At 71.8% G+C, this 25189-nt stretch carries 19 protein-coding genes; 8 read left to right on the top strand and 11 right to left on the bottom strand.

All coding sequences use genetic code 11. The features are described from left to right. Positions 1 to 4 precede the first annotated feature (4 nt). The 3 genes from KBX63_RS28890 to KBX63_RS28880 all read right to left on the bottom strand — a co-directional run bounded on the left by KBX63_RS28890 (position 5) and on the right by KBX63_RS28880 (position 3696). The gene (locus KBX63_RS28890) at positions 5 to 961 is read right to left on the bottom strand and encodes an ABC transporter permease (protein ID WP_210916703.1); all 957 of its coding nucleotides are present in this window, start codon (positions 959 to 961) and stop codon (positions 5 to 7) included. Then, on the bottom strand, positions 954 to 1892 hold the full coding sequence (locus tag KBX63_RS28885) for an ABC transporter permease (protein ID WP_210916701.1): 939 nt from the start codon (positions 1890 to 1892) through the stop codon (positions 954 to 956). The genes KBX63_RS28890 and KBX63_RS28885 overlap by 8 nt, the downstream gene beginning before the upstream one ends. A gap of 202 nt (positions 1893 to 2094) precedes the next feature. Continuing rightward, the gene (locus tag KBX63_RS28880) at positions 2095 to 3696 is read right to left on the bottom strand and encodes an ABC transporter substrate-binding protein (protein WP_210916699.1); all 1602 of its coding nucleotides are present in this window, start codon (positions 3694 to 3696) and stop codon (positions 2095 to 2097) included. A 447-nt stretch (positions 3697 to 4143) separates the two neighbouring features. On the opposite strand from KBX63_RS28880, the gene KBX63_RS28875 reads away from it, so the two are divergent. Beyond that, a complete protein-coding gene (locus KBX63_RS28875) occupies positions 4144 to 5004 on the top strand; it encodes a bifunctional methylenetetrahydrofolate dehydrogenase/methenyltetrahydrofolate cyclohydrolase (RefSeq protein ID WP_210916696.1) in 861 nt (286 codons plus the stop codon). A gap of 152 nt (positions 5005 to 5156) precedes the next feature. After that, positions 5157 to 6107: a malate dehydrogenase gene (locus tag KBX63_RS28870; RefSeq protein ID WP_210916694.1), complete on the top strand. Its 951-nt coding sequence runs from the start codon at positions 5157 to 5159 to the stop codon at positions 6105 to 6107. Positions 6108 to 6363: 256 nt separating this feature from the next. Here the strand turns inward: KBX63_RS28870 and KBX63_RS28865 are convergent, their stop codons facing one another. After that, entirely contained in the window at positions 6364 to 7161 is a 798-nt protein-coding gene (locus tag KBX63_RS28865) for an MBL fold metallo-hydrolase (RefSeq protein ID WP_210916691.1), read from the bottom strand. 138 nt (positions 7162 to 7299) lie between these two features. Here KBX63_RS28865 and KBX63_RS28860 point away from each other — a divergent pair, with 138 nt between their 5' ends. Further along, complete coding sequence (locus tag KBX63_RS28860) at positions 7300 to 8517, top strand: NADP-dependent isocitrate dehydrogenase (RefSeq protein WP_210916689.1); 1218 nt, start codon at positions 7300 to 7302, stop codon at positions 8515 to 8517. Between the two features lie 271 nt (positions 8518 to 8788). On the opposite strand, the gene galT is transcribed toward KBX63_RS28860, so the two are convergent. From galT to cysC, 3 genes are all read right to left on the bottom strand, one after another. Beyond that, positions 8789 to 9865, bottom strand: a complete 1077-nt coding sequence (galT, locus tag KBX63_RS28855; protein ID WP_210916688.1) for a galactose-1-phosphate uridylyltransferase — start codon at positions 9863 to 9865, stop codon at positions 8789 to 8791. 31 nt (positions 9866 to 9896) lie between these two features. Beyond that, positions 9897 to 10685 (bottom strand): DeoR/GlpR family DNA-binding transcription regulator, encoded by a 789-nt coding sequence (locus KBX63_RS28850; protein WP_210916687.1) that lies wholly within the window; start codon positions 10683 to 10685, stop codon positions 9897 to 9899. A 110-nt stretch (positions 10686 to 10795) separates the two neighbouring features. Then, positions 10796 to 12325 carry an adenylyl-sulfate kinase gene (gene cysC / locus KBX63_RS28845; RefSeq protein WP_210916686.1) on the bottom strand — a complete coding sequence of 510 codons (1530 nt, stop codon included), beginning with the start codon at positions 12323 to 12325 and terminating at the stop codon, positions 10796 to 10798. A gap of 417 nt (positions 12326 to 12742) precedes the next feature. On the opposite strand from cysC, the gene KBX63_RS28840 reads away from it, so the two are divergent. From KBX63_RS28840 to KBX63_RS28820, 5 genes are all read left to right on the top strand, one after another. Next, positions 12743 to 13657 (top strand): ABC transporter ATP-binding protein, encoded by a 915-nt coding sequence (locus KBX63_RS28840; RefSeq protein WP_210916685.1) that lies wholly within the window; start codon positions 12743 to 12745, stop codon positions 13655 to 13657. Continuing rightward, a complete protein-coding gene (locus KBX63_RS28835; RefSeq protein WP_210916683.1) occupies positions 13650 to 14555 on the top strand; it encodes an ABC transporter permease in 906 nt (301 codons plus the stop codon). The genes KBX63_RS28840 and KBX63_RS28835 overlap by 8 nt, the downstream gene beginning before the upstream one ends. Next, positions 14555 to 15466 (top strand): ABC transporter ATP-binding protein, encoded by a 912-nt coding sequence (locus tag KBX63_RS28830; RefSeq protein ID WP_210916680.1) that lies wholly within the window; start codon positions 14555 to 14557, stop codon positions 15464 to 15466. The genes KBX63_RS28835 and KBX63_RS28830 overlap by 1 nt, the downstream gene beginning before the upstream one ends. 1 nt (position 15467) lies before the next feature. Then, positions 15468 to 16178: an ABC transporter permease gene (locus KBX63_RS28825; protein ID WP_210916678.1), complete on the top strand. Its 711-nt coding sequence runs from the start codon at positions 15468 to 15470 to the stop codon at positions 16176 to 16178. Positions 16179 to 16271: 93 nt separating this feature from the next. After that, on the top strand, positions 16272 to 16916 hold the full coding sequence (locus KBX63_RS28820; RefSeq protein WP_210916677.1) for a hypothetical protein: 645 nt from the start codon (positions 16272 to 16274) through the stop codon (positions 16914 to 16916). A gap of 60 nt (positions 16917 to 16976) precedes the next feature. On the opposite strand, the gene valS is transcribed toward KBX63_RS28820, so the two are convergent. From valS to KBX63_RS28800, 4 genes are all read right to left on the bottom strand, one after another. Continuing rightward, positions 16977 to 19592, bottom strand: coding sequence for a valine--tRNA ligase (valS, locus tag KBX63_RS28815; protein ID WP_210916676.1), 2616 nt, complete (start codon positions 19590 to 19592; stop codon positions 16977 to 16979). A gap of 165 nt (positions 19593 to 19757) precedes the next feature. Then, entirely contained in the window at positions 19758 to 21344 is a 1587-nt protein-coding gene (locus KBX63_RS36540; RefSeq protein ID WP_210916675.1) for a trypsin-like serine protease, read from the bottom strand. Positions 21345 to 21445: 101 nt separating this feature from the next. After that, complete coding sequence (locus KBX63_RS28805) at positions 21446 to 23323, bottom strand: ABC transporter ATP-binding protein (RefSeq protein ID WP_210916674.1); 1878 nt, start codon at positions 23321 to 23323, stop codon at positions 21446 to 21448. Next, entirely contained in the window at positions 23320 to 25185 is a 1866-nt protein-coding gene (locus KBX63_RS28800) for an ABC transporter ATP-binding protein (RefSeq protein WP_210916671.1), read from the bottom strand. Before KBX63_RS28800 ends, KBX63_RS28805 begins: the two co-directional genes overlap by 4 nt. Positions 25186 to 25189 lie beyond the last annotated feature (4 nt).

Here is a 25189-nt window from a genome sequence, read left to right as displayed (position 1 = left end):
TTCCTCACCGCAGCTTCGGGTCGAAGGCGTCACGGATCGCGTCGCCGAGCATGATGAACGCCAGCACGGTCAGCGCGAGGAAGGCCGACGGGACGATCAGCGGCGTTGCCGCCTCCCGCATGTGGATGCGGCCGGTGTCGATGTCCTGGCCCCACGAGATGGTCGGCGCCTTCAGGCCGATGCCCAGGAAAGAGAGCGTCGCCTCGGCGGCGATGAACGAGCCGAGCGCGATGGTCAGCACGACGATGGCCGGGGCCAGCGAGTTCGGCAGGATGTGCCGCAACATGATCCGGCCGTTGCCGGCGCCGAGCATCCGGGCCGCCGCCACGTAGTCCTGCTCCTTGGCGGTGATCACGGAGGAGCGCACGACCCGGGCGGCCGTGGTCCAGCCCAGGATGGCCAGCACGAAGATCACCGCGGCGATCCGGGCGTTCTGGCTGTCGCTGGCAACTCGCTTGAGCAGCACGATCGCGGCGAGCAGCAGCGGGATGCCGAGCACCACGTCGATCACCCGGGAGAGGACCGCGTCGACCCAGCGGCCGAAGTAGCCGGCCAGCATGCCGACCACCAGCGCGATGACCCCGGTGCCGAGCGCGGAGAGCGCGCCGACCAGCAGCGAGGCCCGGGTGCCGTAGACCGCCCGGGAGTAGGTGTCGCAGCCCTGGAAGTCGTACCCGAAGATGGCCCCTCCGGACGGTCCGGCGTGCTGCCGGGAGAGCAGGCAGTCTCTCGGGCTGTTGGCGGTGAACACCCCGGGGGCCAGGGCCATCAGGGTGAACACGACGACCAGCGCCAGCGAGATCCAGAAGATCGGGTTGCGGCGCAGGTCGCGCCAGGCGTCCCCGGCCAGGCTGCGCGCCTTGTTCGGCGCGCCGATCTGGTTCGGCGCGCCCGGCTCGCCCGAGGGGCCACGCCGCGCGGCCTGGTTCTCGGTGGCCGCCACAGTTTCAAAGTCACTCATAGCGGATCCTCGGGTCGAGTACGGCGTACAGGACGTCCACCACCAGGTTCGAGACCAGGTAGACCACGACGAGCACGCTGACGATGCCCACCACCAGGGGGCCGTCCTCGGTGCGGATGCCGCGGAAGAGGTTGAAGCCCACGCCGGGGATGTTGAAGACGCCCTCGGTGATGATCGCGCCGCTCATCAGGTTGCCCAGCTCCACACCGAGGAAGGTGACCACGGGGATGAGCGAGTTCCGCAGCACGTGCACGGTGACGATGCGGCGCTTGACCAGCCCCTTGGACCGGGCGGTCCGTACGTAGTCGGCGCGCAGGTTCTCCGCCACCGAGGTGCGGGTCAGCCGCAGCGCGGTGGCCAGCGACAGCGAGCCGAGCACGATGCCCGGCAGCAGCAGCGCGTAGAACGTCGGCTCGGAGCCGGCGGTGGGAGGGAAGAGCTGCCACTTGACGCCCAGGAAGTACTGCGCGAGCGGCGCCAGCACGATGGTCGGGATGCCCAGCACCAGCAGGGTCAGAACCAGCGTCGAGTTGTCGAAGATGCTGGCCCGACGGATGCCGGCGACCACGCCGGCGGTGACCCCGAAGATGATCGCGACGGCGAGCGCGATGAGCGCCAGCTTCACGGTGACCGGCCAGGCCGCCTGCAGGATGTCGCCGATCTGGCGACCGGTCAGCGACTGGCCGAGGTCACCCTGGAGCAGGCTCCTGACGTAGTCGAAGTAGCGGTAGAAGAAGCCGCCGACGCCGGTGGCGTCCAGGTGGTACTTCTCGGTCAGGTAGGCCCGCTGGGCTTCGGTCACCGGCCGCTCGCCGGCGAGGGCCTGGATGGGGTCGCCCTGGCCGGCGAACATCAGCGCGTAGACGATCAGGGTGGTCCCGAAGAACGCCAGGACCATCTGCAGTAGGCGCCGCAAGATGTAGCGGAACATGCTTAGCAGTCTCTCCGGAAATGTGCGAAAGGGTCGCAGGACGGCATCTCTGGTCGTACCCGAAATATCGGGGATGTCTGCCGTCCGGCCCGGGGGGAGGCCGGCGCCACCGAAGCCGGGTCCGCGTGCGCGGCCCGGCTCCGGGGAGCACGGTCCGGGCCACCCGGGCGTCGTCGCCCGGGTGGCCCGCACCATGGTCAGCTCAGCCGGCCGCTTCGATCTTGACGAGGTTGACCCGCTGGAACAGGTCCATCTCGACGTTCTTGACCTTGGACGAGTGGCCGAACACGTTCTCGCCGAAGCGGAGCGGGATGACCGGCATGTCCTTGGCCAGGATGTCCTCGGCCTGCTGGTACTTCTTGATGGCCTCGTCCTGGGTGGCCGCGGCCGAGCCCTCCTTGACGAGCTTGTCGAACTCCGGGTTGCTGTAGCCGTAGTAGTTCGACGAGCCGTTGGTGGTGTACAGCGGGCCGAGGTAGTCCTCCATGGACGGGTAGTCCATGACCCAGCCCAGCCGGAACATGCCGACCGACTGCTTCTTCTCGACCTTGGTGAGCAGGTCGGCGAACTTCGGCTCGGCCGAGCCGACGACGTCGACACCCAGGTTGGCCTTCAGCTGGTTGGCCGTGGCGTCGACCCAGTCCTTGTGGCCGCCGTCCCCGTTGTAGGAGATGACGATCTTCGACGGGCCACCGGCGGCCTGGTAGAGCTTCTTGGCCTCGGTCGGGTTGAACTCCCCGGCCGCACCCGCGGTGTTCTCCCGGTAGCCCGGCAGCACCGGCGAGACGAACGAACGGGCCGGGTCCTGCGAACCCTTGAAGACCGACTTCGTGATCTCGTCCCGGTCGATCGCCATCGAGATGGCCTTACGCACGTCCGGGTTGCTGAAGTTCTTGTCGAACGTCGGGAACGCCAGGAACTGGAACGACGACATCGGGCTGGTCTTGTAACGGTCGCCCAGGTCGGTCGGCGCGTTGCTCAGGCTCTCGGTCGGGATCGTCGGCAGCACGTCCAGGTTGTCGCCCAGCACGTCCGCGTAGGCCGCGGAGAGCTGCTGGTAGACCCGGAACTCGACGTCCTTCACCTTGGGCTTCTCGCCCGGGTAGGCGTCGTACCGCTCAACGTCGATCTTGCTGTCGTGCTGCCAGGCGCCCTTCATCTTGAACGGGCCCTGCCCGATCGGCGCCTGCTCGTAGGAGTCCTTGAGCACCCCCGGGGCCGAGAACGCGGCGTCCGGCAGCGGGTAGAACGCGTTGTAGCCGAGCATCGTCTTGAAGTCGATGTACGGGGCGGAGAGCGTCACCTGGAAGGTCAGGTCGTCGACCTTCTTGAGGCCGGACATCTCCCTGGCCTTCGGCTTGTCGCCCTGCAGGTCCTCGTAGCCGGCGATCTTCTCGAAGAAGTAGCTGCCGCCCTGGCCGTTGGGCGCGTACGCGCCGTAGTTCCAGGCGTTGACGTAGTCCTCGGACGTGACCTTCTCACCGTTGTGGAAGGTGTAGCCGTCCTTGAGCTTGATCGTCCAGACCTTGTTGTCGGACGACGTCACGGACTCGGCCGCGACCTCGTACGGCTGGTTCTGGGCGTCGTAGTCGACGAGCGGGCTGAACAGGCCGGCGAGCACCTGGGACCCGGACGTCTCGGTGGTGTTGGTCGGAACCAGGTGCTGGGGCTCGGCGATCTGGATGCTGACCGCCGAACTGTCGCTGCCGCCGGATCCACCGTCTCCGCCGCTGCCGCAGGCCGCGAGGCCCAGCGTCACCGCGAGCGGGAGGGCGGTCCAGGCGGCGAGTCTACGAACTCGCATTGAGCCTCCTCATCTCCTCACGCTGCGCAGTCAAGCCCGACGCTGGGTTTACGCTGCGCAACAACCGGTAACGGTAGGTCGGCCCACTGGCTTCGACAACGACCCGGTTGCGGCTGCATAACGGTCCGGGGTGCCCTCCCTTGCCGAGCGCTCGGGGATCTGCTAGGGCCAACCGGGTCTAAAGGCAATGACCTGCCCATTCTCCGGCCGGTGCGCGTACCTGGTGTGGTCGTATCGGCCCGACCGGCCTGCTGTTCGCCGGACGCCGGGTCTCTACCCCGCTCCGCCACCCTGCCTGGTTCGGTGGTGATCGGCTGCACGTATCGTCACTTAGGGTGACGAGCGACACGTCACACTTCGTTACCGTCGGCGGGTGGCGGGGATCTCGGCAGCCGGCCTGACCGAGGTCGTCCGAACGGTGGGCCGCGGCCGTGAGACGATCTGGATGTGACGGCAACACTTCTGGACGGCAAGGCGACCGCGGCGGAGATCAAGGACGAGCTGCGGATCCGGGTGAAGGCGCTCGCGGAGCGTGGCATCATCCCCGGGCTGGGCACGGTCCTGGTCGGGGATGACCCGGGCAGCCAGGCGTACGTCAACGGCAAGCACCGGGACTGCGCCGAGGTGGGCATCGCCTCGATCCGCCGGGAACTGCCGGCCGACGCCACCCAGCAGCAGGTCGACGACGTGCTGGCCGAGCTGAACGCCGACCCGGCGTGCCACGGCTACATCGTCCAGCTGCCGCTGCCGGCCCACCTGGACACCCAACGGGTGCTGGAACTGATCGACCCGGCCAAGGACGCCGACGGCCTGCACCCGGTCAACCTGGGCCGGCTCGTCCTCGGCTACGACGGTCCGCTGCCCTGCACGCCGCGTGGCATCGTGGAGCTGCTCCGCCGGCACGACGTGGCTATTCGCGGCGCCACCGTCGCCGTGGTCGGCCGGGGCAACACCGTCGGCCGCCCGCTCGGCCTGCTGCTCACCCGGCGCAGTGAGAACGCCACCGTCACCTTGTGCCACACCGGCACGCTCGACCTCGCCTCGCACACCCGTGCCGCCGACATCGTCATCGTCGCGGCCGGCGTACCGGGCCTGCTCACCGCCGACATGATCAACCCCGGCGCGGTCGTGGTGGATGTCGGCATCACCCGGGTGATCGGCCCGGACGGCAAGGGCCGCTACACCGGCGACGTCGACCCGGGGGTGACCGAGACGGCCGGCGCGCTGGTCCCGATGCCCGGGGGTGTCGGCCCGATGACCCGGGCCATGCTGCTCACCAACGTCGTCGAGCGCGCCGAGCGCGGCTGACGTGTAAGGAAGGGCACCTTGTTAACGCCTGGTGCATGTAAAGGGGCCCTTCCTAACCCGACGAGGCCGTAACCGTCCGCCCCTGGCCTGATCGGTGCCAGGATGACTGATACGGTCCGGAAAACCGACTGGTATCAGGGAGTGGGACGACCATGGGTAAGAAGGTCACTGTCGTCGGGGCTGGCTTCTACGGCTCCACCACCGCACAGCGCCTGGCCGAGTACGACGTCTTCGACACCGTCGTGATCACCGACATCGTGGAGGGCAAGCCCGCGGGTCTCGCACTCGACCTCAACCAGTCGCGCGCCATCGAGGGCTTCGAGACCAAGGTGGTCGGCGCGACCACCGGTCCGAACGGTGAGGGCTACGAGGCCATCGAGGGCTCCGACGTCGTCGTGATCACCGCTGGCCTGCCCCGCAAGCCGGGCATGAGCCGGATGGACCTGCTGGAGACCAACGCCAAGATCGTGCGGCAGGTCGCCGAGAACGTCGCCAAGTACGCCCCGAACGCCGTCGTCATCGTGGTCTCCAACCCGCTGGACGAGATGACCGCGCTGGCGCAGCTCGCCACCCAGTTCCCGAAGAACCGGGTGCTCGGCCAGGCCGGCATGCTGGACACCGCCCGGTTCAGCAACTTCGTCGCCGAGGCGCTGAACGTGCCGGTGGCGTCGGTCCGCACGCTGACCCTGGGCTCGCACGGCGACACCATGGTCCCGGTGCCGTCGAAGAGCACGGTCAACGGCAAGCCGCTGCGCGAGGCGATGCCGGCGGCGCAGATCGAGGAGCTGGTCGTCAAGACCCGCAACGGCGGCGCCGAGGTGGTCGCGCTGCTCAAGACCGGTTCGGCGTACTACGCCCCGTCCGCCGCGGCGGCCCGGATGGCGAAGGCCGTCGCCGAGGACTCCGGCGAGATCATGCCGGTCTGCGCCTGGGTCGACGGCGAGTACGGCATTGCGGGCGTCTACCTGGGTGTCGAGGCCGAGATCGGCGCCGAGGGCGTCAAGCGGGTCGTCGAGACCGACCTGGACGCCGACGAGCGGGCCAGCCTCCTGGCGGCCGCCGAGGCCGTCCGCGCCAAGCAGGGCGACGTCGCGAACATGTGACCGCACCAGACAAACCTCGAAGGGGCGCGCCGGGCACCACCGGCGCGCCCCTTCGCATCTCCCTCTCCCCCCGGGGGCGCACCTTCCGCCCGCCCGAGCCCCACCTCTGCCCGGCCCACCCCCACCCAACGCCTCGCGGAACTCATCGCGCCTTAACGATTGCACTCAACCCTTGACCCCAAGCGGCTTGTCGGAGCAACAACTTCATGATCGACCGGGGCAGGGGCAGGGGCAGGGGGCCTGGGGTTGGTGCGGGCTAGGCGGGGGTGAAGGGAGTGCCCAGGTGTGGGGTGGCCAGGATGACGGGGGAGAGGGCCTTCAGGAGCGTGGTGCGGGAACGGCGGGCCGCGTCGGGGTCCTCCTCGTGGGCGTACGACAGGTCGGGGTCGACCAGTTGCACGGCGTGCACCAGCAGGTCGCCGGTGAGCAGCATCCGCTCGTCGGCCGCGGTCAGGAGCACCGACTGGTGGCCGGGGGTGTGCCCCGGGGTGGGCAGCAGGCGTACCGCCGGGGTGAGGGTGGTCTCGCCGTCGACCTCCCGGAGCTGACCGGCGGCGCGCAACGGTGCGACCAGGCCGGCCGGCAGCCCTGGATTGATCGTCTCCGCCGCGTCCAGCTCGGCGCGCTGAACCAGGTAGCTCGCGTTCGGGAAGTACGGCCGCCCCGGCGTGCCGGTCACCGCCCAGCCGATGTGGTCGCTGTGCAGGTGCGTCAGCACGACCGTGTCGACGTCGGCCGGGTCGATGCCGGCGGCGGCCAGTTCGGCGGGCAGTCGACCGGGCACGGGAGCCCAGCTCGCGGCGGGCGCGTCGGCCGGGCCGATTCCGGCGTCGACCAGGATCACCGGCCCGTCGCCGGCCCGGATGGCGAAGCTGCGGAACGGTAGCCACCACTGCCCATCGGCGGTCACCGAGGTGGGGTCGCGCCGGTCGGCCTCCTGCCAGTCAGCCGCCGTGGCGTGCGGAAACGCCTCCGTCCGGGGCTGGAAGAAGGCACCCTCGGAGTCGGTGAGCGCGGTGACCGTGATAGACCCGAGGGTGCGGCTCAGTGGCATCGGGCGATGATGTCAGGAGATTCCTGCGCCGTGCAGCCCGGTTTCCACCGGCCGGCCGAGGCCGGCTGGGGGCTGCCGGCCTGTTTGCAGTACGCTCGTACTGCTTGAGCACGTGTCCCCCGAGAGGAGCGCCGGCCGATGGCGAAGATCAAGGTAAACAACCCGGTCGTGGAGCTCGACGGCGACGAGATGACCCGGATCATCTGGAAGCAGATCCGGGAGCAGCTGATCCTGCCCTACCTCGACGTCGACCTGCACTACTACGACCTGTCGATCCAGCACCGTGACGAGACCGACGACCAGGTCACCGTCGACGCCGCCAACGCCATCAAGGAGCACGGCGTCGGCGTCAAGTGCGCGACCATCACCCCGGACGAGGCCCGGGTCGAGGAGTTCGGCCTGAAGAAGATGTGGCGGTCGCCCAACGGCACCATCCGCAACATCCTCGGCGGCGTCGTCTTCCGTGAGCCGATCATCATGTCCAACGTGCCGCGGCTGGTCCCCGGCTGGACCAAGCCGATCATCATCGGCCGGCACGCCCACGGTGACCAGTACAAGGCCACCGACTTCGTCGTCCCCGGCCCGGGCACGGTGACCATCACCTACACCCCGGCCGACGGCGGCGCGCCGATGGAGCTGGAGGTCGCCAACTTCCCGGGCGGCGGCATCGCCATGGGCATGTACAACTACGACGAGTCGATCCGGGACTTCGCCCGGGCCTCGTTCCGGTACGGCCTGGACCGCAACTACCCGGTCTACCTGTCCACCAAGAACACCATCCTCAAGGCGTACGACGGCCGGTTCAAGGACATCTTCGCCGAGGTGTTCGAGAACGAGTTCAAGGCCGATTTCGATGCCGCCGGCATCACCTACGAGCACCGGCTGATCGACGACATGGTCGCCGCCGCGCTCAAGTGGGAGGGTGGCTACGTCTGGGCCTGCAAGAACTACGACGGTGACGTGCAGTCGGACACCGTCGCGCAGGGCTTCGGCTCGCTGGGTCTGATGACCTCGGTCCTGCTCTCCCCGGACGGTCGTACCGTCGAGGCCGAGGCCGCGCACGGCACGGTCACCCGGCACTACCGGCAGTGGCAGAAGGGCGAGAAGACCTCGACCAACCCGATCGCGTCGATCTACGCCTGGACCCGGGGCCTGGCCCACCGGGGCAAGCTGGACGGCACTCCGGCGGTGACCGAGTTCGCCAACACCCTGGAGCAGGTCATCGTCGACACCGTCGAGGGTGGCCAGATGACCAAGGACCTGTCGCTGCTCATCTCGCGCGACGCCCCGTGGCTGACCACCGACGAGTTCATGAACGCGCTCGACGAGAACCTGGCGCGCAAGATCGCCGCCTGATCCAGGCGTACCGCAGCAACGGAGCCCGTCGGCACCCGCCGGCGGGCTCCGGCGTGTCAGCGGTCGACACACCGCCCGCGTCACCCCGGCCGGCGCGCCTCGTTGACCAGGGTGGACGAGATGCCAGTCGCGTCCAGGAAGGTTGACCGCGGTCGACCCGCGGCATGCGTGCCGATCAGCCAGCCTTCCCGGCTGTGTCGTGCACAGCCAGCCGTCCCTTCCCTGCGGGGGGCCCTGTCCCGGGCCCCCCGCGCCCTGTCTCCGGCCTGTCTCAGGCGGCGCGCAGGAGGTCGGCGGCGCGTTCGGGCGAGATGTCGTTGATGAAGACACCCATCCCGGACTCCGAGCCCGCCAGGTACTTCAACTTGTCCTTGGCGCGCCGGATGCTGAACAGCTGAAGGTGCAGGTGGCCCAGCTCGCGGTCGATCCGCACCGGCGCCTGGTGCCACGCCGCGATGTACGGCATCGGCATGTCGAACAGCCCGTCGAAGCGGCGCAGCAGGTCCAGGTAGAGCGGCCCGAAGGCGTCCCGCTCGCTGTCGTTGAGCGCCGGGATGTCCGGCACGACGCGCCGCGGCGCCACGTGCACCTCGAACGGCCAGCGGGCCGCCGCCGGCACGAACGCCGTCCAGTGCTCGTTCTCAGCGACCACCCGGTCGCCGGCGGCGCGTTCGGCGGCCAGCATGTCCGCGTACAGGTTGCCCCCGCCGGTCCGCTCGGCGTGCCGCCGTGCCGCTGCCAGCAGCGCCCGGGTGCGCGGCGTCACGAAGGGGTACGCGTAGATCTGCCCGTGCGGGTGGTGCAGCGTGACGCCGATCTCGACGCCCCGGTTCTCGAAGCAGAACACCTGCTCCACTCCGGGCAGCTCGCCGAGCACCTCGGTCCGGTCGGCGAGCGCGTCCAGCACGGTGCGGACCCGGCGCGGGGAGAGGCTCGCGAAGGAGGCGTTGTGGTCCGAGGTGAAGCAGACGACCTCGCAGCGGCCGAGGCCTGGCCGGACCGGCGTGAACTGGGTGATCTCCCCGGGCTCGTCGGCCACCCGGCCGCTCAGCGACGGGAAGCGGTTCTCGAAGACCACCACGTCGTAGTCGGGGGCCGGGATCTCGGTCAGGCGGTCGCCCACCGACGGGTCGAGCGGGCACTCGTTCGCCGGCGGGAGGAAGGTGCGGGTCTGCCGGTGCACGGCGACCGCCACCCACTCGTCGGTCAGCGGGTCGTAGCGCAGTTGGGACGCGGGAGGCGGCGGCGGAAGGTCCCGGCGGTCCGGCTGGTCGCGGACGGCGTCGTCACGCTCGTCGAAGTAGATCAGCTCCCGGCCGTCGGCCAGGTCGATCGCGGTGCGCTTCACTGCGCCGTCCCCTCACTCGTCGGCATGCGCGTCATGCGGCCGCCCCCGTTGCCTTCACAATGATCAATTCCCCCACCTGTTCCTCGAGCACCCGTCGCGCGGGCGGAGGCAACCGGTCGTCGCTCACCAGGACGTGCGCCGCGGCCAGCTCGACGATCGAGGAGATGCCCACCGTGCCCCACTTGGTGTGGTCGGCGAGCACCACCAGCCGGTCCGCCGCTGCGACCAGTGCCCGGTCGGTCTCCGCCTCCATCAGGTTCGGGGTGGTGAAGCCGGCCCGCTCGCTGATGCCGTGCACCCCGAGGAAGAGCAGATCCAGGTGCAGCGTCCGGACGGCGCCGACCGCGAGCGGGCCGACCAGCGCATCCGAGGGAGTGCGTACGCCGCCGGTGAGAACGACCGTCTGATCCGGCCGACCGCCGGCGTGCAGGATCTCGGCCACCGGCAGCGAGTTGGTCACGACGGTCAGGCCAGGCACGTTCACCAGCCTCCGGGCCAGCTCGGCGGTGGTGGTGCCGGCGGAGAGCGCGACCGCGGCGCCCGGCCGGACCAGCTGGGCCGCCCGGTCCGCGATCGCGGCCTTCTCGGGCAGTTGGCGGACCGACTTGGCGTGGAAGCCCGGCTCGTCGGTCGAGCTCGGGCCGGCCGCCGTGGCGCCGCCGTGCACCTTGGCGAGCAGGCCGCGCTCGTGCAGCGCCTCCAGGTCGCGCCGGATGGTCATGTCGGAGACGCCGAACTCGATGGCCAGCTCGGTCACCCGGACGCCGCCCGTCGACCGGACCCGCTCCAGGATGGCCGCCTGCCGCTGCTGAGCGAGCATCCGCCGTGCCTCCCGGGTCCACGTACTCTCACGCGGTCAAACGTGTTCCAACAAAGATGAACACTAGCGCGTAGCCGGCAGCGGTGGAAGGAACGGGGTACGGCGCCGCCTCAGGCGGACGGAGTTTTCATCTCCACCCAGCCGGTCTCGGTCAGGTGCTGCAGCACGGCCTGCACCGCCTCCGGCACGCTCAGGTCGGTGGTGTCCACCACCAGGTCGGCGTCCGCCGGCTCCTCGTAGGGGTCGTCGATGCCGGTCATGCCGGTGAGCAGACCAGCCCGGGCCCGCGCGTACAGGCCCTTGCGGTCCCGCTGTTCGCACACCTCCAGTGGGGTGGCGACGTGCACCAGCACGAAACCGGCCCCCGCGGCCAGGGCCATCTCCCGAGCGGTGGCGCGGGCCGCCGCGTACGGGGCGATCGGGCAGCAGATGCCCACCCCACGGTGCCGGGCGATCTCGGCCGCCACCCAGCCGATCCGCCGGACGTTGAGATCCCGGTCGGTCCTGCTGAAGCCCAGCCCGGCGGAGAGCTCCCGGCGCACCACGTCCCCGTCGAGCAGGGTCACCGTCCGGTCGCCGCTCTCGCGCAACACGTCCGCCAGACCACGGGCGATGGTCGACTTGCCGGAGCCGGAGAGGCCGGTCAGGAAGACCACGAGACCCTGGTGCCGGCGCGGCGGCCGGGCCCGGGCCAGCTCCTTCGCCACCGCCGGCGGCGTGTGCCACTCCGGCAGCGGGAAGCCCCGGTCCAGCAGGTCGTCGATCTCCTCCTGGGTCAGCGCGAGACGGCGGGTCCGCGGCGGGATGTCCTCCCGCCAGCGCCACTGACCGTCCCGGTTGTCGTACGCCAGCTCGCGCGGCACCAGCACCCGCAGCCCGGCTCCGGAGAGCATCTCGCCGGTGGAGAGCAGGTGGGTGACCCCGTACGCGGCGGAGACCCGGGCCCGCAGCAGCGCGTCGGCGATCTCCTCCCGCCGGTGCGACAGCGGCACCGCGACCAGGGTGGCCGGTGGCATCCGGTCCCGGGCGGCGAAGACGCTGCGCACCAGAGCCTCCGGCGGGAGCCCGGCGACGCCACCCTCACCGACCGGAATAATCACCAGCACGTGCGCGGCCAGGGTGCGCGCGGCGTGGGCGATCTGGGCAAGCTGCGGCCGGTGCAGCGGCCGGTCGGCGATCACCCCGAGCACCCGGCCCGGCGGCAGTAGTGCGCGGACCTCCTCCGGGCTGCGGCGCAGCCGCAGGAACGGGCCGTGGCCACCGTCACCCAGCCGCCGGACCTGGCCGCCCACCCCGGCCACGCCCTCGCGTACCGGCCAGACGTCCGCCACGTCCAGAGCGGCCACCGGCGCGCCCTCGCCGTCGGTCAGCACCAGCGCCCGGCGGGCCGGGTCACGCGGATCGAAGCCCTGGGCCAGCGCGGCGGGTAGCTGGAGAGTCACGGCGACCTGCCACGGCGTGCCGTCGGCAAGTCGGCCACGCCGGCTGACGGAGACCAGGTCGGCGCGGGTCATGAAGCCGGTGAGGGGGGCGTACGCGCCGGTCAGCAGCAGCTCAAGATCCGCGAGCTCGCCGGGACGTGGCGTGTACGCCGGCGCGTCCCGGAGCACCTCGTCGGGCAGCATCCAGCCGTTGCTCATCCACACCCCCCACTCGCTGACCGGCACACAGTTTCGCAGCCGACCGTCGATCGGTCGAGGCCGCCACTCCACAACCCGGGCGGACGGGTCAACGGCGGATCCGGCGACCCGCCGCCGAACGCAGCCGGTTCCAGATCCTCCGCTCGTCCCGGATCCGGGGCGACGCGCCGTCGGCCCGGCAGGTCGGCGAACCAGTCGTCAGCGAGGAAGACCGGAACAACTGACCGGTGAACGGGAAGTGAATCGTGCCACCCGGACCGGGTCTTTCCGGCGCCGGGGTCGGGCCGAACGCGGGACCGGCGCAAACGTCGCCCGCACCCGAGAACGCACCCTAGGGGTAGGCCGCCGCGAGGATCAGGGGAGCGCCGGGGGCGTGCCGGTGTCCGCGGTGGGCATCGAATCCCTACGCTGGGCACCGTGACACTGATCGCGACCCAGTCGCTCACCAAGACGTACGGAGGTCGGGTCACCGCGCTCGCCGACCTCACCGTCGCCGTCGAGCCGGGGATCATCGGCCTGGTGGGCGCGAACGGCGCCGGCAAATCCACCTTGATCAAGATCCTGCTCGGCCTGATCACCCCGACCAGCGGTCAGGTCTCGGTGCTCGGCATCGACCCGACCGCCGACCCGGCGGCGGTCCGCGCCCGGGTCGGCTACATGCCCGAGCACGACTGCCTCCCGCCGGACCTGTCCGCCGCCGAGCTGGTCACCCACCTCGGTCGGATGAGCGGCCTGCCGCGTACCGCGGCCCGCGAGCGGGCCTCCGAGGCGCTGCGGCACGTCGGGCTCTACGAGGAGCGCTACCGCCCGGTCGGCGGCTACTCCACCGGCATGAAGCAGCGGGTCAAGCTGGCGCAGGCGCTGGTGCACGATCCCGACCTGCTGCTGCTCGACGAGCCGACCAACGGCCTCGACCCGGCCGGCCGGGACGCGATGCTGGCGCTGGTGCACCGCATCGGCACCGAGTTCGGCATCTCCGTGCTGGTCTGCTCGCACCTGCTCGGCGAGGTGGAACGGATCTGCGACACGCTGATCGCCATCGACGGCGGCCGGCTGCTGCGCGCCGACCACATCTCCGCGATGACCTCGGCCACCGACGTGCTGGCCGTGGAGGTCAGCGAGGGCACCGAGGAACTCGCCGCCCGGCTCGCCGCGCTCGACCTGCCGGTGGCGCGGGACGGCCGGCTGCTGCTCGTGCCGCTCGCCGACGACAGCACCTACGACCTGATCCTCGGCGCGGTCGCCGAGCTGAACCTGCCGCTGCACCGACTGGACCAGCGCCGGCACCGGGTGGCCGAACTCTTCGCCACGAGGGAGCTGTCCCATGCCTGAGCCGTCAACCACAGCGACGCGCCCCACGCCGACCGGTGTCATCCACGACATCGGCTACCAGCGCTACGAGGGTGCACGGCTGAGGCGCCGGCACGTCTTCGGTGCGCTCTACCTGCACGGGGTGCGCACCACGTTCGGGTTCGGGCGCAGCGCCAAGGCCAAGATCTTCCCTTGGCTGGTGGTCGGCATCGTCACCCTGGTCGCGGTGGCCCTGGCCGCCGTACGCAGCCAGATCGGCGAGCCGGTCGCCACGTACGCCCAGTTCGCCGACTCGATGAGTTGGCTGGTCCTCTTCTTCGTCGCGGTGGCCGCACCGGAGCTGGTCTCCCGCGACCTGCGCAGCGGCGTCCTGCCGCTGTACTTCTCCCGGCCGCTGCCCCGCTCCGACTACGCGTTGGCCAAGCTGCTGGCGCTGGTCACCGCGCTCTGGCTGCTGCTCGGTGGGCCGCAGCTGGTGATGTTCCTCGGTGCCGCGTTCACCACCAAGGAGGGCATGCGAGGGGTCTGGAACGAGCTGCTCGACCTGTTGCCCGGGCTGCTCTACGCCGGGCTGTGGGCGGTGGTCTTCGCCTCGGTCGGGCTGCTGGTCGCGTCGCTGACCGGCAAGCGCGCCTTCGCCGCCGGCGGCGTGGTCGCGGTCTTCCTGATGACCACCCCGATCGTGGGGGTGCTGAGCATCCTGCCGTCGCACACCGCCAACGAGCTGGCCGGGATCGCCTCACCCTCCACGCTGGTGCAGGGGGTGGGCATCTGGTCGCTGGGCGACCTGCTGGTCGAGGGCGATCCGGGCGAGATGATGATCGGCGGGTTCGGCCCGGTCTACGCCCTGGCCGCGGTGCTGCTGGTCGCCGGCGCGACCGCCCTCCTGCTGGCCCGCTACCGGAAGGTCGCCTCCTGATGAGCACGCTGAGCCTGACCGGGGTGTCCCGGTGGTACGGCAACGTGGTCGCCGTCAACGACATCAGCATGACGCTCGGCCCGGGAGTGACCGGGCTGCTCGGCCCGAACGGCGCCGGCAAGACCACGCTGCTGCACATGATGGCCGGGTTCCTATCCCCGTCGCGGGGCACGGTCACCCTCGACGACGAGCCGACCTGGCGCAACCCCGACGTCTACCGGCGGCTGGGGCTGGTCAGCGAGCGGGAGGCGGTGCAGAGCTACCTCACCGCGTACGAGTTCGTGCTGGCCAGCGCCAAGCTGCACCGGTTGGCCGACCCCGCGGCGGCGGCCCGGCGGGCCATCGACCTGGTGGAGCTGGAGTCGGCGCAGGACCGCCGGATCGGCACGTACTCCAAGGGCATGCGGCAACGGGCCCGGGTGGCCGCCGCGCTGGTGCACGACCCGCAGGTGCTGCTGCTCGACGAGCCGTTCAACGGCATGGACCCGCGCCAGCGGCTGCACATGATGCAGCTGCTGCACACCCTGGGCGACGCCGGCCGGACAATCCTGTTCAGCTCGCACATCCTCGAGGAGGTCGAGCAGGTCTCGGGCACGGTGCAGGTGATGGTGGCCGGCCGACTGGCGGCCTCCGGCGACTTCCGCACCATCCGCCGGTTGATGACCAACCGCCCGCACGTCTTCGCGGTGCGCTCCACCGACGACCGGGCGCTGGCCGTCGCGCTGATCGCCGAACCGTCGGTGAGCGGCGTCGAGCTGGACCGCACCGGCCTGACCGTGCGCGCTGGCGACTACGGTGCCTTCACCCGGGCGCTGCCCCGGATCGCACTGACCCGGGGCATCCGGGTGCGCCAGCTGGTGCCGTCCGACGAGTCCCTGGAGAGCGTCTTCTCCTACCTGGTGGAGGCCTGACATGTCGACCATTACCTGGATCACCGCGCGCGGCCTCTTCGGCCGGCGTCGGTTCCTGCTGCTGCTCCCGCTGCCGTTGGTGCTGCTCGGGCTGGCCGTGCTCTGCCGGTCGCTGGGCGTGGACCCGGGGGAGTGGGGCCCGCCGGTGCTGGTCGGCCTCGGGCTGGCCGTGGTGCTGCCGGTGGTGGCGCTGATCATCGGCACCGGTGTGCTGGGCGCCGAGATCGACGACGGCACGGTGGTGCACATCCTGACCAAGCCGTTGCCGCGCTGGCAGATCGTCCTGCCGAAGCTCGCGGTGGCCGCCGGGGTCAGTGCGGCCACCGTCGCGCTGCCGCTCTACGTCGCGGGCGTGCTGGCCGATTCGGTACGCCTCGGCCTGGCGCTCGCCGCCGCGGCGACGCTCGGCGCGCTGGCCTATTCGGCGCTGTTCCTCGCGCTCAGCCTGGTCACCCGGCGGCCGGTGCTCCTCGGCCTGGTCTACGTGCTGATCTGGGAGGGGCTGCTGGGCAACTTCGTCAGCGGCACCAAGGTGCTCTCCATCCAGCAGTACGTGATCGCCCTCGCCGACCGGCTCGCCCCCACCGGGCTGCTGGAGACCACGGTGTCGGTGCCGGTGGCGTCGGTGATGACCGCGCTCATCAGCATCGGCTTCACCGTGCTGGCCGTCGACCGCCTGCGCTCATTCAGCGTGGCCGGCGAGACGAGCTGAACCGGGTGCGAGGTGCTGTTCCGGCCAGCCACCGCCCGGCGGTAGGGCTGGCCGGATGGACCGGCAGGGGCGCCGCGGGCCAGGCTGGTGGGCGTGAGCGTCGAAGTGGAGCGGACGTCGTTGGCTGAGCCGTACTCCCGGAGCAGCCGGCCCTGGCTGACCAGCCTGGCCGTCGCCGGGCTGGCCTGCGCCACGGTCGCGACGGCCGCCCAGGGGAGCGGGCGGTTCCACTGGTGGGCCGGGTTCATCCTGATCCCGGGCGCCCTGATCGCGGCCAGCGGCGGGCCGCTGCTGGCCCGGCGCGGGGGCCCGGCCTTCGCCGGGTACGTCATCGCCTGCGTCGGCACGCTGGTGTTCGCGGTGGGCGCGCTGCTGATGTTCGGGGTGATGGGTCAGGGCTGGCCGGCGCTGGTGGTGCTGCCCTGCCTGGCGGTCGCCGGCACCTACCTGTGGCGGGCGGCCCACCCGTTGGCCCGTGGCCTGCACCGGGCGGTGGCCCTGCTCGCGCTCACCGGCGCGCTGCTCGGTCTGACCCTGCAACTGATCCGGGTGGATCTGATCCACCTGGAGACCGGCTGGTGGGGTGCGTTCCTGATGCTGGCCGGGGCGATCGTGTTGGGCAACGCCGTCGAGCTGACCCGGCACCGGATGCCGTACCGGCTCCAGGCGATCACCCTGCTGGTCGGCCCGGCGGTGGTGTCGTTCCTGCTCGGCCTGCGCTTCCTGCGCGGCTGGTGAGCTGTTAGGAAGGGCCCCTTCCTATACACCAGGCGTTAAGAAGGGGCCCTTCCTTGCGGCTCAGAAGGCGCAGGCGATGACGAGCTCCGTTGTGCGGTCGGGGAGCAGGTCGAGCTTGCCGATCCGGCCGGCCGCGCGCAGGTCGTCGGCGACCAGGGTGAGCTGGTCCAGCAGTGCCGCGGGGCCGAGTGCCTCGGCCAGCGGCACCTCCGCCTTCATCGACAGCTTCCGCTCCGACTTGGCCCGCCGCACCTGGCTCAGCGCGTCGCCGGCCAGCCGCAGCAGCGCCGGTTCGCCCGTCCCCTCGATCGTCCGGGCCACCTCGTGCGTGGTGGGCCAGGGCGCGCGGTGCACCGAGCCGTACCGCCACCAGGACCAGACCTCCTCGGTGACGTACGGCAGGACCGGGGCGAACAGCCGCAACTGCACCGACAGCGCCGAGGCCAGTGCGGCCCGGGCCGAGTCGGCCGCCGCGCCGGTGCTGTACGCGCGGTCCTTGACCAGCTCGATGTAGTCGTCGCAGAACCGCCAGAAGAACGCCTCGGTGGCCTGCAACGCCGCCGTGTGGTCGTAGGAGTCGAAGGCGTCGCCCGCGGCGGTGACCACGGTGGCCAACTCGGCGAGCATGGCCCGGTCCAGCGGCGCGGTCGCCGGGGTGCGCAGCGCGTCCGCGGCTCCCAACCCGAGCGCGAACTTCGACGCGTTGAGCAGCTTGGTGGCCAGCCGCCGGCCCACCTTGATCTGCGCCGGGTCGAACGCCAGGTCCATGCCGGGCTTGCCACTGGCCGCCCAGTAACGCACCGCGTCCGAGCCGTGCTGCTCCAGCAACGCCAGCGGGGTGACCACGTTCCCCTTGGACTTGGCCATCTTCTTGTGGTCCGGGTCGAGGATCCACCCGGAGAGCACGGTGTCCCGCCAGGGCAGCACCCCGTGCTCCAAGTGCGATCGGACCACGCTGTCGAAGAGCCAGGTCCGGATGATCTCCTGCCCCTGCGGGCGAAGGTCCATCGGGAAGACCTGGGCGAACAACTCCGGGTCGGTCTCCCAGCCACCGACGATCTGCGGGGTCAGCGACGAGGTGGCCCAGGTGTCCAGCACGTCCGGGTCGCCGACGAAGCCGCCCGGCCGGCCACGCTGCGACTCGTCGTAGCCGGGGGCCGGGTCGCTGGACGGGTCGACCGGCAGCGCGGACTCGTCCGGCGTGAGAGGCTGGGACCAGTCCGGCTCGCCAGCGTTGTCGAGCCGGTACCACACCGGCACCGGCACCCCGAAGAAGCGCTGCCGACTGACCAGCCAGTCGCCGGTCAGGCCGCCCACCCAGTTGTCGTAGCGGTGCTTCATGTGCGCCGGCACCCAGTGCAGTTCCTCGCCCCGGGCCAGCAGGGTCGCCCGCAGCTCGGCGTCCCGACCGCCGTTGCGCAGGTACCACTGCCGGGTCGAGACGATCTCCAATGGCCGGTCGCCGCGTTCGTAGAACTTGACCGGGTGGGTGATCGGGCGTGGCTCGCCGATCAGGTCACCCGCGTCGGCGAGCATGCCGACGATCTCCCGGCGAGCACCGTTGACGGTCTGCCCGGCCAGTGCCGCGTACGGCTGCGCCGGCACCCCGGCCGGCGGCTCGGGGAGCAGCCGGCCGTCCCGGCCGATCACCACCCGGGTGTCCAGCCGCAGCTCGCGCCACCAGGTCACGTCGGTCAGGTCGCCGAACGTGCAGACCATCGCGATGCCGGTGCCCTTGGCCGGGTCGGCCAGCGGATGGGCGTACACCGGCACCTCGACGCCGAACAGCGGGCTGCGCGCCGTGCCGCCCACCAGGTCGGCGTACCGCTCGTCGTCGGGATGACAGACCAGTGCCACGCAGGCCGGCAGCAGCTCCGGACGGGTGGTGTCGATGAGCACCTCCAGCCCGTCCGGCCCGGTGAACCGCAGCCGGTGGTAGGCGCCGGGCCGTTCCCGGTCCTCCAGTTCGGCCTGGGCGACCGCGGTGGCGAAGCCGACGTCCCACAGCGTCGGCGCCTCCGCCTGGTACGCCTCACCCCGGTGCAGGTTGCGCAGGAACGCCCGCTGGCTGGTCGCCCGAGCCACCCGGCCGATCGTGGTGTACGTCATCGACCAGTCCACGGAGAGCCCGAGCCTCCGCCAGAGCGCCTCGAAGGCCTGCTCGTCGACGACCGTCAGCCGCTCGCACAGCTCGATGAAATTGCGCCGCGAGATCGGGGTGGGGTCGCGGCGCGCCGCCTCGTCGATCGGGGTCGCCGGTGGCCGCCACACCGGGTCGTACGGCAACGCCGGGTCGCACCGCACCCCGTGCACGTTCTGCACCCGGCGCTCGGTGGGCAGGCCGTTGTCGTCCCAGCCCATCGGGTAGAAGACCGCCTTGCCGCGCATCCGCTGGTAGCGCGCCGTCGTGTCGGTGTGGGTGTACGAGAAGACGTGCCCCATGTGCAGCTCGCCCGATACGGTCGGCGGCGGAGTGTCGATCGAGTACACGTCGGCCCTGCGAGCGTTCCGCCTCGGCGCGTCTGACGTCGCGTCCGGGACCGGAACGGTCACCTTCGAGCGGTCGAACGCGTACGTGCCCTCCTCCTGCCACTGGCGCGCCCAGGTCTCCTCGAGCCCGTCCAGGGTCGGACGCTCGGGGACGCTGGCGCGGGCCGTCCTTGCCGTATCGGTCATCCTGCGATCGTAGGCAGGGGCCAACGGCCGGACCACGGGTTAACGCGCGTGCCACGATGGATTTCCTGCCGACGCCCCCGCTGAGCCCCGACGAGCTGCTCTGGAGCCGGCAACCGCTGCACGTCGACCGCTGGTGAGCCGACCGGCTTGTGCCGGCTGGCCACGTCAGCGGGCGACCGGGCCGTCCACCGGGCCCGAGGTGGCCAGCCGGATCCGCAGCCTCGGGTCGCTGCGGGCGTTCGCCCGCTCGAGGATCGTGGAGATCGGGGCGTAGAAGTTCCGCTCGTTCGGGTTGGTGCAGGCTCCCTGCCCCGGGTCGCCGTTCGAGAGGATGCCCAGCGCCTTGCCGTCGGCCTCGGTGAACAGCGGGCCGCCGCTGTCTCCCGGCCGGGCACAGATCCGGACGTCGATGCCGCCGCTGCTCTTGCCGGTGATCTCCCCGCACCGGGTGCCGGGCACGTAGCCGGCCCCGGCGCCGGAGTCGACGTACAGCTCACCGGCCTTCGGGGTGTACGCCGACCCGGTCGCGCAGACCACCCAACCGCTCTGGATGTCCTTCCACGGCACGTAGCCGGTGATCGGCACGTCCCGGCTGCCGCGGGTGGCGCACTGCTTGTTGTCCGAAACGCACCAGTAGTTGACCAGGCTGGGCCCCGCGGTGGCGCCCCGCGGGTACGCCCATCGGGAGAGCGCCCCGGTCTGGTACGGCATGATCGCGTAGTCGTACGGGTAGGCGTTCTCGGCCAGGGCCGGGCTCGGCGCCTCGACGTTCACCGGCACCTTCGGGCCGAGGAACTGGTGCCAGGTGCGGTCCACCTGCTGATGCCGTCCGCCGACGACGCAGTGCCCCGCGGTCAGCACGTACGCCTCGCGCACGCCGACGATCAGGTTGAAGCCGGTGGTGCAGCCGCCGACGGTGCCGTCGTCGCGCGGCACGTCCAGGCGGATGCCGCCGCGCATCGGCGCCTGCGGGCAGTAGCGCGGGTCGCACGCCTTCTGCACGCTGGTCGCCGGGGTCCGGGCCTGGGTCCGGGTCGGCACCCCGGCGGCGCGACGCGCCTCAGCCAGCCGCGGTTCGTCCGCCGCGATCCGGTCGCCGGTGAGCACCACGATCTCGTTGGCCTGTTGGTCCACCACCACGTCCGAGCCGGCGGACGCGTCGAGCGCGGCGGCGACACCGGCCGCGGCCTCGGCAAGCTGACTCAGCGTGTGCCGCACGGCGACCACCCGGACGTGCGTCCGGTCCGGTACGTCGGGCACAGCCGCCTGGACCGCCGCGACGTCGGTCGCTCCGACCGTGAGCACGCCGCCGGCCGCCTGGTCGAGCCACATGCCGCCGTACGAACGCGGGACCTGTTCGGTCAGCCGGGCGGCGAGGGGCGCGGAGAGTTCCTGGAGGGCGAGCCGCCGGGCCGCCTCGGCCGCGGAGATCCCGTAGCGACCCCGCAGGTACTCGACCGATGCGGGCGCCGCCTGAGCCACCACCCTGGACGGTCGGGCGCGCACCGGCCCGGAGGTGGGGTTCGGCTCCGACTCGGGCTCCGTCTGCCGCGCGGGCGCGGCTCCACCGGAGGCGGTCGCGCCGGGTGGCGCGGTCGGTCCGCTGGTTGTCGCGCTGCCCAGCCCTTCCTCGGCCGCGGCGGCGGTCACCGCGGGGCGCTCGGCCCCGTCCGCGGTGGTCACCGCGACGGCGGCCCCGATCAGGCCGGCGACGGCCAGCCCAGCCACGATCATGCGTCCCCGTGTGCGCACCCCGTGCCCTCCCCGTGCGTTCGGTGGTGCCGGACCGGAAGAAACCAGTCGTCGTCGCCGGCCGCACCGGGCAGGGCGAGACCGACGAGCCGTGATTGTAGCTACAGCAGCGATTCCCGCCACTGCCGATGCAGGGCGGCGTACCGGCCACCGGCGTCGGCGAGCTGGCCGGGCGGACCGTCCTCGACGACCCGCCCGCCGTCGAGGACGAGCACCCGGTCGGCGGTCTCCACGGTGGAGAGACGGTGCGCGATCACCAGCGCCGTACGGTCCCGCAGGATGGTGCCGAGCGCGCGCTGCACCAGCCGCTCGGTCGGCACGTCCAGCGAGGACGTCGCCTCGTCCAGGATCAGGACGGTCGGATCGGCCAGGAACGCCCGGGCGAACGCGACCAGCTGCCGTTGGCCGGCGGAGAGCCGACCACCGCGCCGGTGCACCTGGGTGCCGTACCCCTCGGGCAGCGCGGCGATGAACTCGTGCGCGCCGATCGCCCGGGCGGCGGCCTGCACCGCGGCGTCGTCGGCGTCCGGCCGGCCGAACCGGATGTTCTCCGCCACGGTGCCGCTGAACAGGTGGTTCTCCTGGGTCACCAGCACCACCGCGCGGCGGAGATCGACGTCGCTCACCTCGCGCAGGTCGATCCCGTCCAGCCGGACGGCGCCGGCGTCCGGGTCGTGGAACCGGGCCACCAGCTTGGCGATGGTCGACTTGCCCGCGCCGGTCGGCCCGATCAGCGCGACGGTCTGCCCGGCCGGCACGGTCAGCTCCAGTCCGGTGAGGATCGGGGTGTCCGCGCGGTAGCCGAAGGAGACCGCCCGGAAGGTCAGCTCGCCGCGGCCGGCGCCGGTCGGCAGCGGCACCGGCCGGGCCGGCTCGGCGACCGCCGACCGCTCGTCCAGCACCCCCGCCAGCTTCTCCAGAGAGGCGGTGGCCGACTGGAGCGAGTTGTAGAACTGGCTGAGCTCCTGCATCGGCTCGAAGAAGCGGCGCAGGTAGAGCAGGAACGCGGCGAGCACCCCCACCTCGGTCCGCCCGCCGAGCACCCGCCAGCCGCCGTAGCAGAGCACCACCGCCACCGTGACGTTGCCGATCAGCTTGATCGCCGGGGAGTAGGTGGCGATCAGCCGGAAGGCGTGCAGGCTGGTCGACCGGTAGTCCTCGCCGAGCGCCACGAAGATCCGCTGGTTACGCGGCTCCCGGCGGAACGCCTGCACCGCCCGGATGCCCCGCATCGACTCGACGAAGTGCACGATGACCAGCGCGACCGCCTCGCGGGTCCGGCGGTAGGCGCTGGCGGACGCCTGAGCGAACCAGCGCGAGAGCCAGAACAGGAACGGGAAGGCGAGCAGCGTCACCGCGGCCAGTGGCAGGTCCAGCCAGAGCAGGATGGCGGCCACCGACAGGATCGACAGCCCGGCGAGCACCAGGCTGTCGATCCCGCCGTCGACCAGCTCGGCGATCGAGTCGAGGTCACTGGTGAGCCGGGAGACCATCCGGCCGGAGGTGTACCGCTCGTGGAAGCCCACCGACAGCCGCAGGAAATGCCCGAACACCCGCTTCCGCAGGTCCAGCAGGACGGCCTGGCCGATCCGGGCGGACAGGGCGAGGAAGCCGCGCCGGGCCGCGTACTCGGTCACGGCGGCGGCGGCGAACGCCACGGCGACGGCGGCCAACGGGCCGGGGTTGCCGGCCCGCAGCGGCGCGATGGCCCGGTCGATGCCGATCATGACCAGGTACGGGCCGGCCATCGCGGCGGCGTTCTGAGCCAGCAACAGGCCGACCGCGGCGGCGATCCGCCTCCGGTGCGGGCGGAGCAGATCGGCCAGCAGTGACCGGCTGAGCCGGCGCAGCCGGGCCACCGCCTCGGGGGTGCTCTCCTCGGCCTGGCTCCGGTCGGCCTCCGGGTCGGTGGCCGTCCCGCGCCAGCGGGTCAGCTCCGGCTCCTCCCCGGGCGGATCGGCCTGCTCCGGCACGCTCACGAACGCACCAGCCCCCGTCCGTCCGCAGTGGGCGCCGTGGACGCGGCCGGCCCGGCAGCTCCGCCCGGCGGTGGCTGCGCGGCCGGCGGCTCGGCGGCCAGCAGGGCCCGGTAGGCCGGCACGGTGGCCAGCAACTCGGAGTGCCGGCCGATCGCGGTGATCCGCCCGCCGTCGAGCAGGGCGACCCGGTCGGCCAGCGCGATCGTCGACGGCCGGTGCACCACCAGCAGCGCGGTGCTGTTCCGCAGCACCCGGCGTAGCGCCGCCTCGACCAGGGCCTCGGTGTGCACGTCGAGGGCGGACAGCGGGTCGTCCAGCACCAGCAGCGCCGGGCGCCCGAGCACCGCCCGGGCCAGCGCCAGCCGCTGGCGTTGGCCGCCGGAGAGGGACAACCCCTGCTCACCCACCCGGGTGGCCAACCCCCACGGCAGGTCGTACGCGAAGTCGGCCTGGGCCAGCGCGAGGGCGGCGCGGACCTCGTCGTCGCCGGCGTCCGGGCGCCCCAGGGTGAGGTTCTCCCGGACCGACATGGAGAAGAGCGTCGGCTCCTCGAACGCCACCCCGACCAGTCGGCGCAGCGAGTCGAGCCGCAGCTCGCGCAGGTCGTGCCCGTCCAGGGTGATCCGGCCGCCGGTCACCTCGTGCAGCCGGGGCACCAGGGAGAGCAGCGTGCTCTTGCCGGAGCCGGTGGCGCCGACCAGCGCCAGCGTCTCGCCCGGCTCGATGGTGAGGTCGATCTCGCGCAGCACCGGCGTGGTCGTGCCCGGGTAGCGGAACGCGACCCGTTCGAAACGGAGTCGACCGTGGACCGCGTCGCGGGGCAGGGCGCGCGCGCCGGGGGCGTCCACGATCTGCGGCGGGGTGTCCAGCACCTCCTGGATCCGGTCGGCGGCGGTGGCCGCCTCCTGGCCGTTGGCGATGATCCAACCCAGTGACTGCACCGGCCAGATGAGCATCAGTTGGAGGCTGACGAACGCGACCAGCTCGCCGATGGTGAGCGCCCCTTGCGCGGCGGCGGCCGCCCCGGCCACCAGCACCACGCCGAGAGTCAGGTTGGGCACCAGGTCGAGCAGCGCCGCGGTGTTGGCCAGCAGCCGCCCCTTGCCCACGCCGGTGTCGTGCAGCGTCCGTGCGCCGCCGGCGAAGCGGGCGGCCAGCTCGACCCCCCGGCCGTACGCCTTCATGGTGCGCAGGCCCTGCGCGGTCTCCTCGACCAGGGTCGCCACGTCACCCTGCTGGTCCTGCATCCGGCGGGACGCGGCGTGGTAGTGCCGGCCGAACCGGCGGCTGATCAGCAGCAGCGGGACCGCGCTGGCCGCCACCAGCAGGCCGAGCGTCGGGTGCAGGCGGAACAGCAGCAGCACCACCACCAGGTAGGTGACCAGGTTGAGCACCAGGAAGAAGACGCCGAAGGAGAGGAACCGCCGGATCACCGAGAGGTCGCTGGTGATCCGGGAGAGCAACTGGCCAGACTGCCAGCGGTCGTGAAAGCTGGTCGGCAGGCGTTGCAGGTGTGCGTAGACGTCGGCGCGCAGCGCCGCTTCCATGCCCACCGCCGAGGAGGACTGCACCCAACGGCGGATGAAGATGAGCACCGCCTCGGCCACGCCGAGCAGCAGCGCCAGGCCACCGAGCTGGAGCAGGCCGGCGGAATCGTGCCGGGCCACCGGCCCGTCCACCACCCGCTGCACCACCAGCGGTACGGCGATCCCGGCCGCGGTGCCGGCGAGCCCAGCGACCAGCAGCCAGGCGAACTCGGTGGCGTACGGGCGCAGGTAGCGACGCAGCCGCCAGAGGTTGTGCACGGGGTGGGGGCCCGAGGCGACCCGGGCGGCCGGGTCGCCGTCGCTCTCCACAGGCACTACC

The organism is Micromonospora sp. U21 (assembly GCF_018070045.1).
Taxonomy (GTDB): Bacteria; Actinomycetota; Actinomycetes; order Mycobacteriales; family Micromonosporaceae; genus Micromonospora.
This window is presented reverse-complemented; position numbering and strand designations above follow the sequence as displayed.

What these genes read in the sequence shown, in the direction of transcription:
- KBX63_RS28850 (WP_210916687.1), bottom strand. Translation starts at nt 10,685, where the DNA reads ATGCTCGCTCAGCAGCGGCAGGCGGCCATCCTGGAGCGGGTCCGGTCG.
- KBX63_RS28885 (WP_210916701.1), bottom strand. Translation starts at nt 1,892, where the DNA reads ATGTTCCGCTACATCTTGCGGCGCCTACTGCAGATGGTCCTGGCGTTC.
- KBX63_RS28865 (WP_210916691.1), bottom strand. Translation starts at nt 7,161, where the DNA reads ATGCCACTGAGCCGCACCCTCGGGTCTATCACGGTCACCGCGCTCACC.
- KBX63_RS28870 (WP_210916694.1), top strand. Translation starts at nt 5,157, where the DNA reads ATGGGTAAGAAGGTCACTGTCGTCGGGGCTGGCTTCTACGGCTCCACC.
- KBX63_RS28880 (WP_210916699.1), bottom strand. Translation starts at nt 3,696, where the DNA reads ATGCGAGTTCGTAGACTCGCCGCCTGGACCGCCCTCCCGCTCGCGGTG.
- KBX63_RS28825 (WP_210916678.1), top strand. Translation starts at nt 15,468, where the DNA reads ATGTCGACCATTACCTGGATCACCGCGCGCGGCCTCTTCGGCCGGCGT.
- KBX63_RS28835 (WP_210916683.1), top strand. Translation starts at nt 13,650, where the DNA reads ATGCCTGAGCCGTCAACCACAGCGACGCGCCCCACGCCGACCGGTGTC.
- KBX63_RS28860 (WP_210916689.1), top strand. Translation starts at nt 7,300, where the DNA reads ATGGCGAAGATCAAGGTAAACAACCCGGTCGTGGAGCTCGACGGCGAC.
- cysC (WP_210916686.1), bottom strand. Translation starts at nt 12,325, where the DNA reads ATGAGCAACGGCTGGATGCTGCCCGACGAGGTGCTCCGGGACGCGCCG.
- KBX63_RS28830 (WP_210916680.1), top strand. Translation starts at nt 14,555, where the DNA reads ATGAGCACGCTGAGCCTGACCGGGGTGTCCCGGTGGTACGGCAACGTG.
- valS (WP_210916676.1), bottom strand. Translation starts at nt 19,592, where the DNA reads ATGACCGATACGGCAAGGACGGCCCGCGCCAGCGTCCCCGAGCGTCCG.
- KBX63_RS28890 (WP_210916703.1), bottom strand. Translation starts at nt 961, where the DNA reads ATGAGTGACTTTGAAACTGTGGCGGCCACCGAGAACCAGGCCGCGCGG.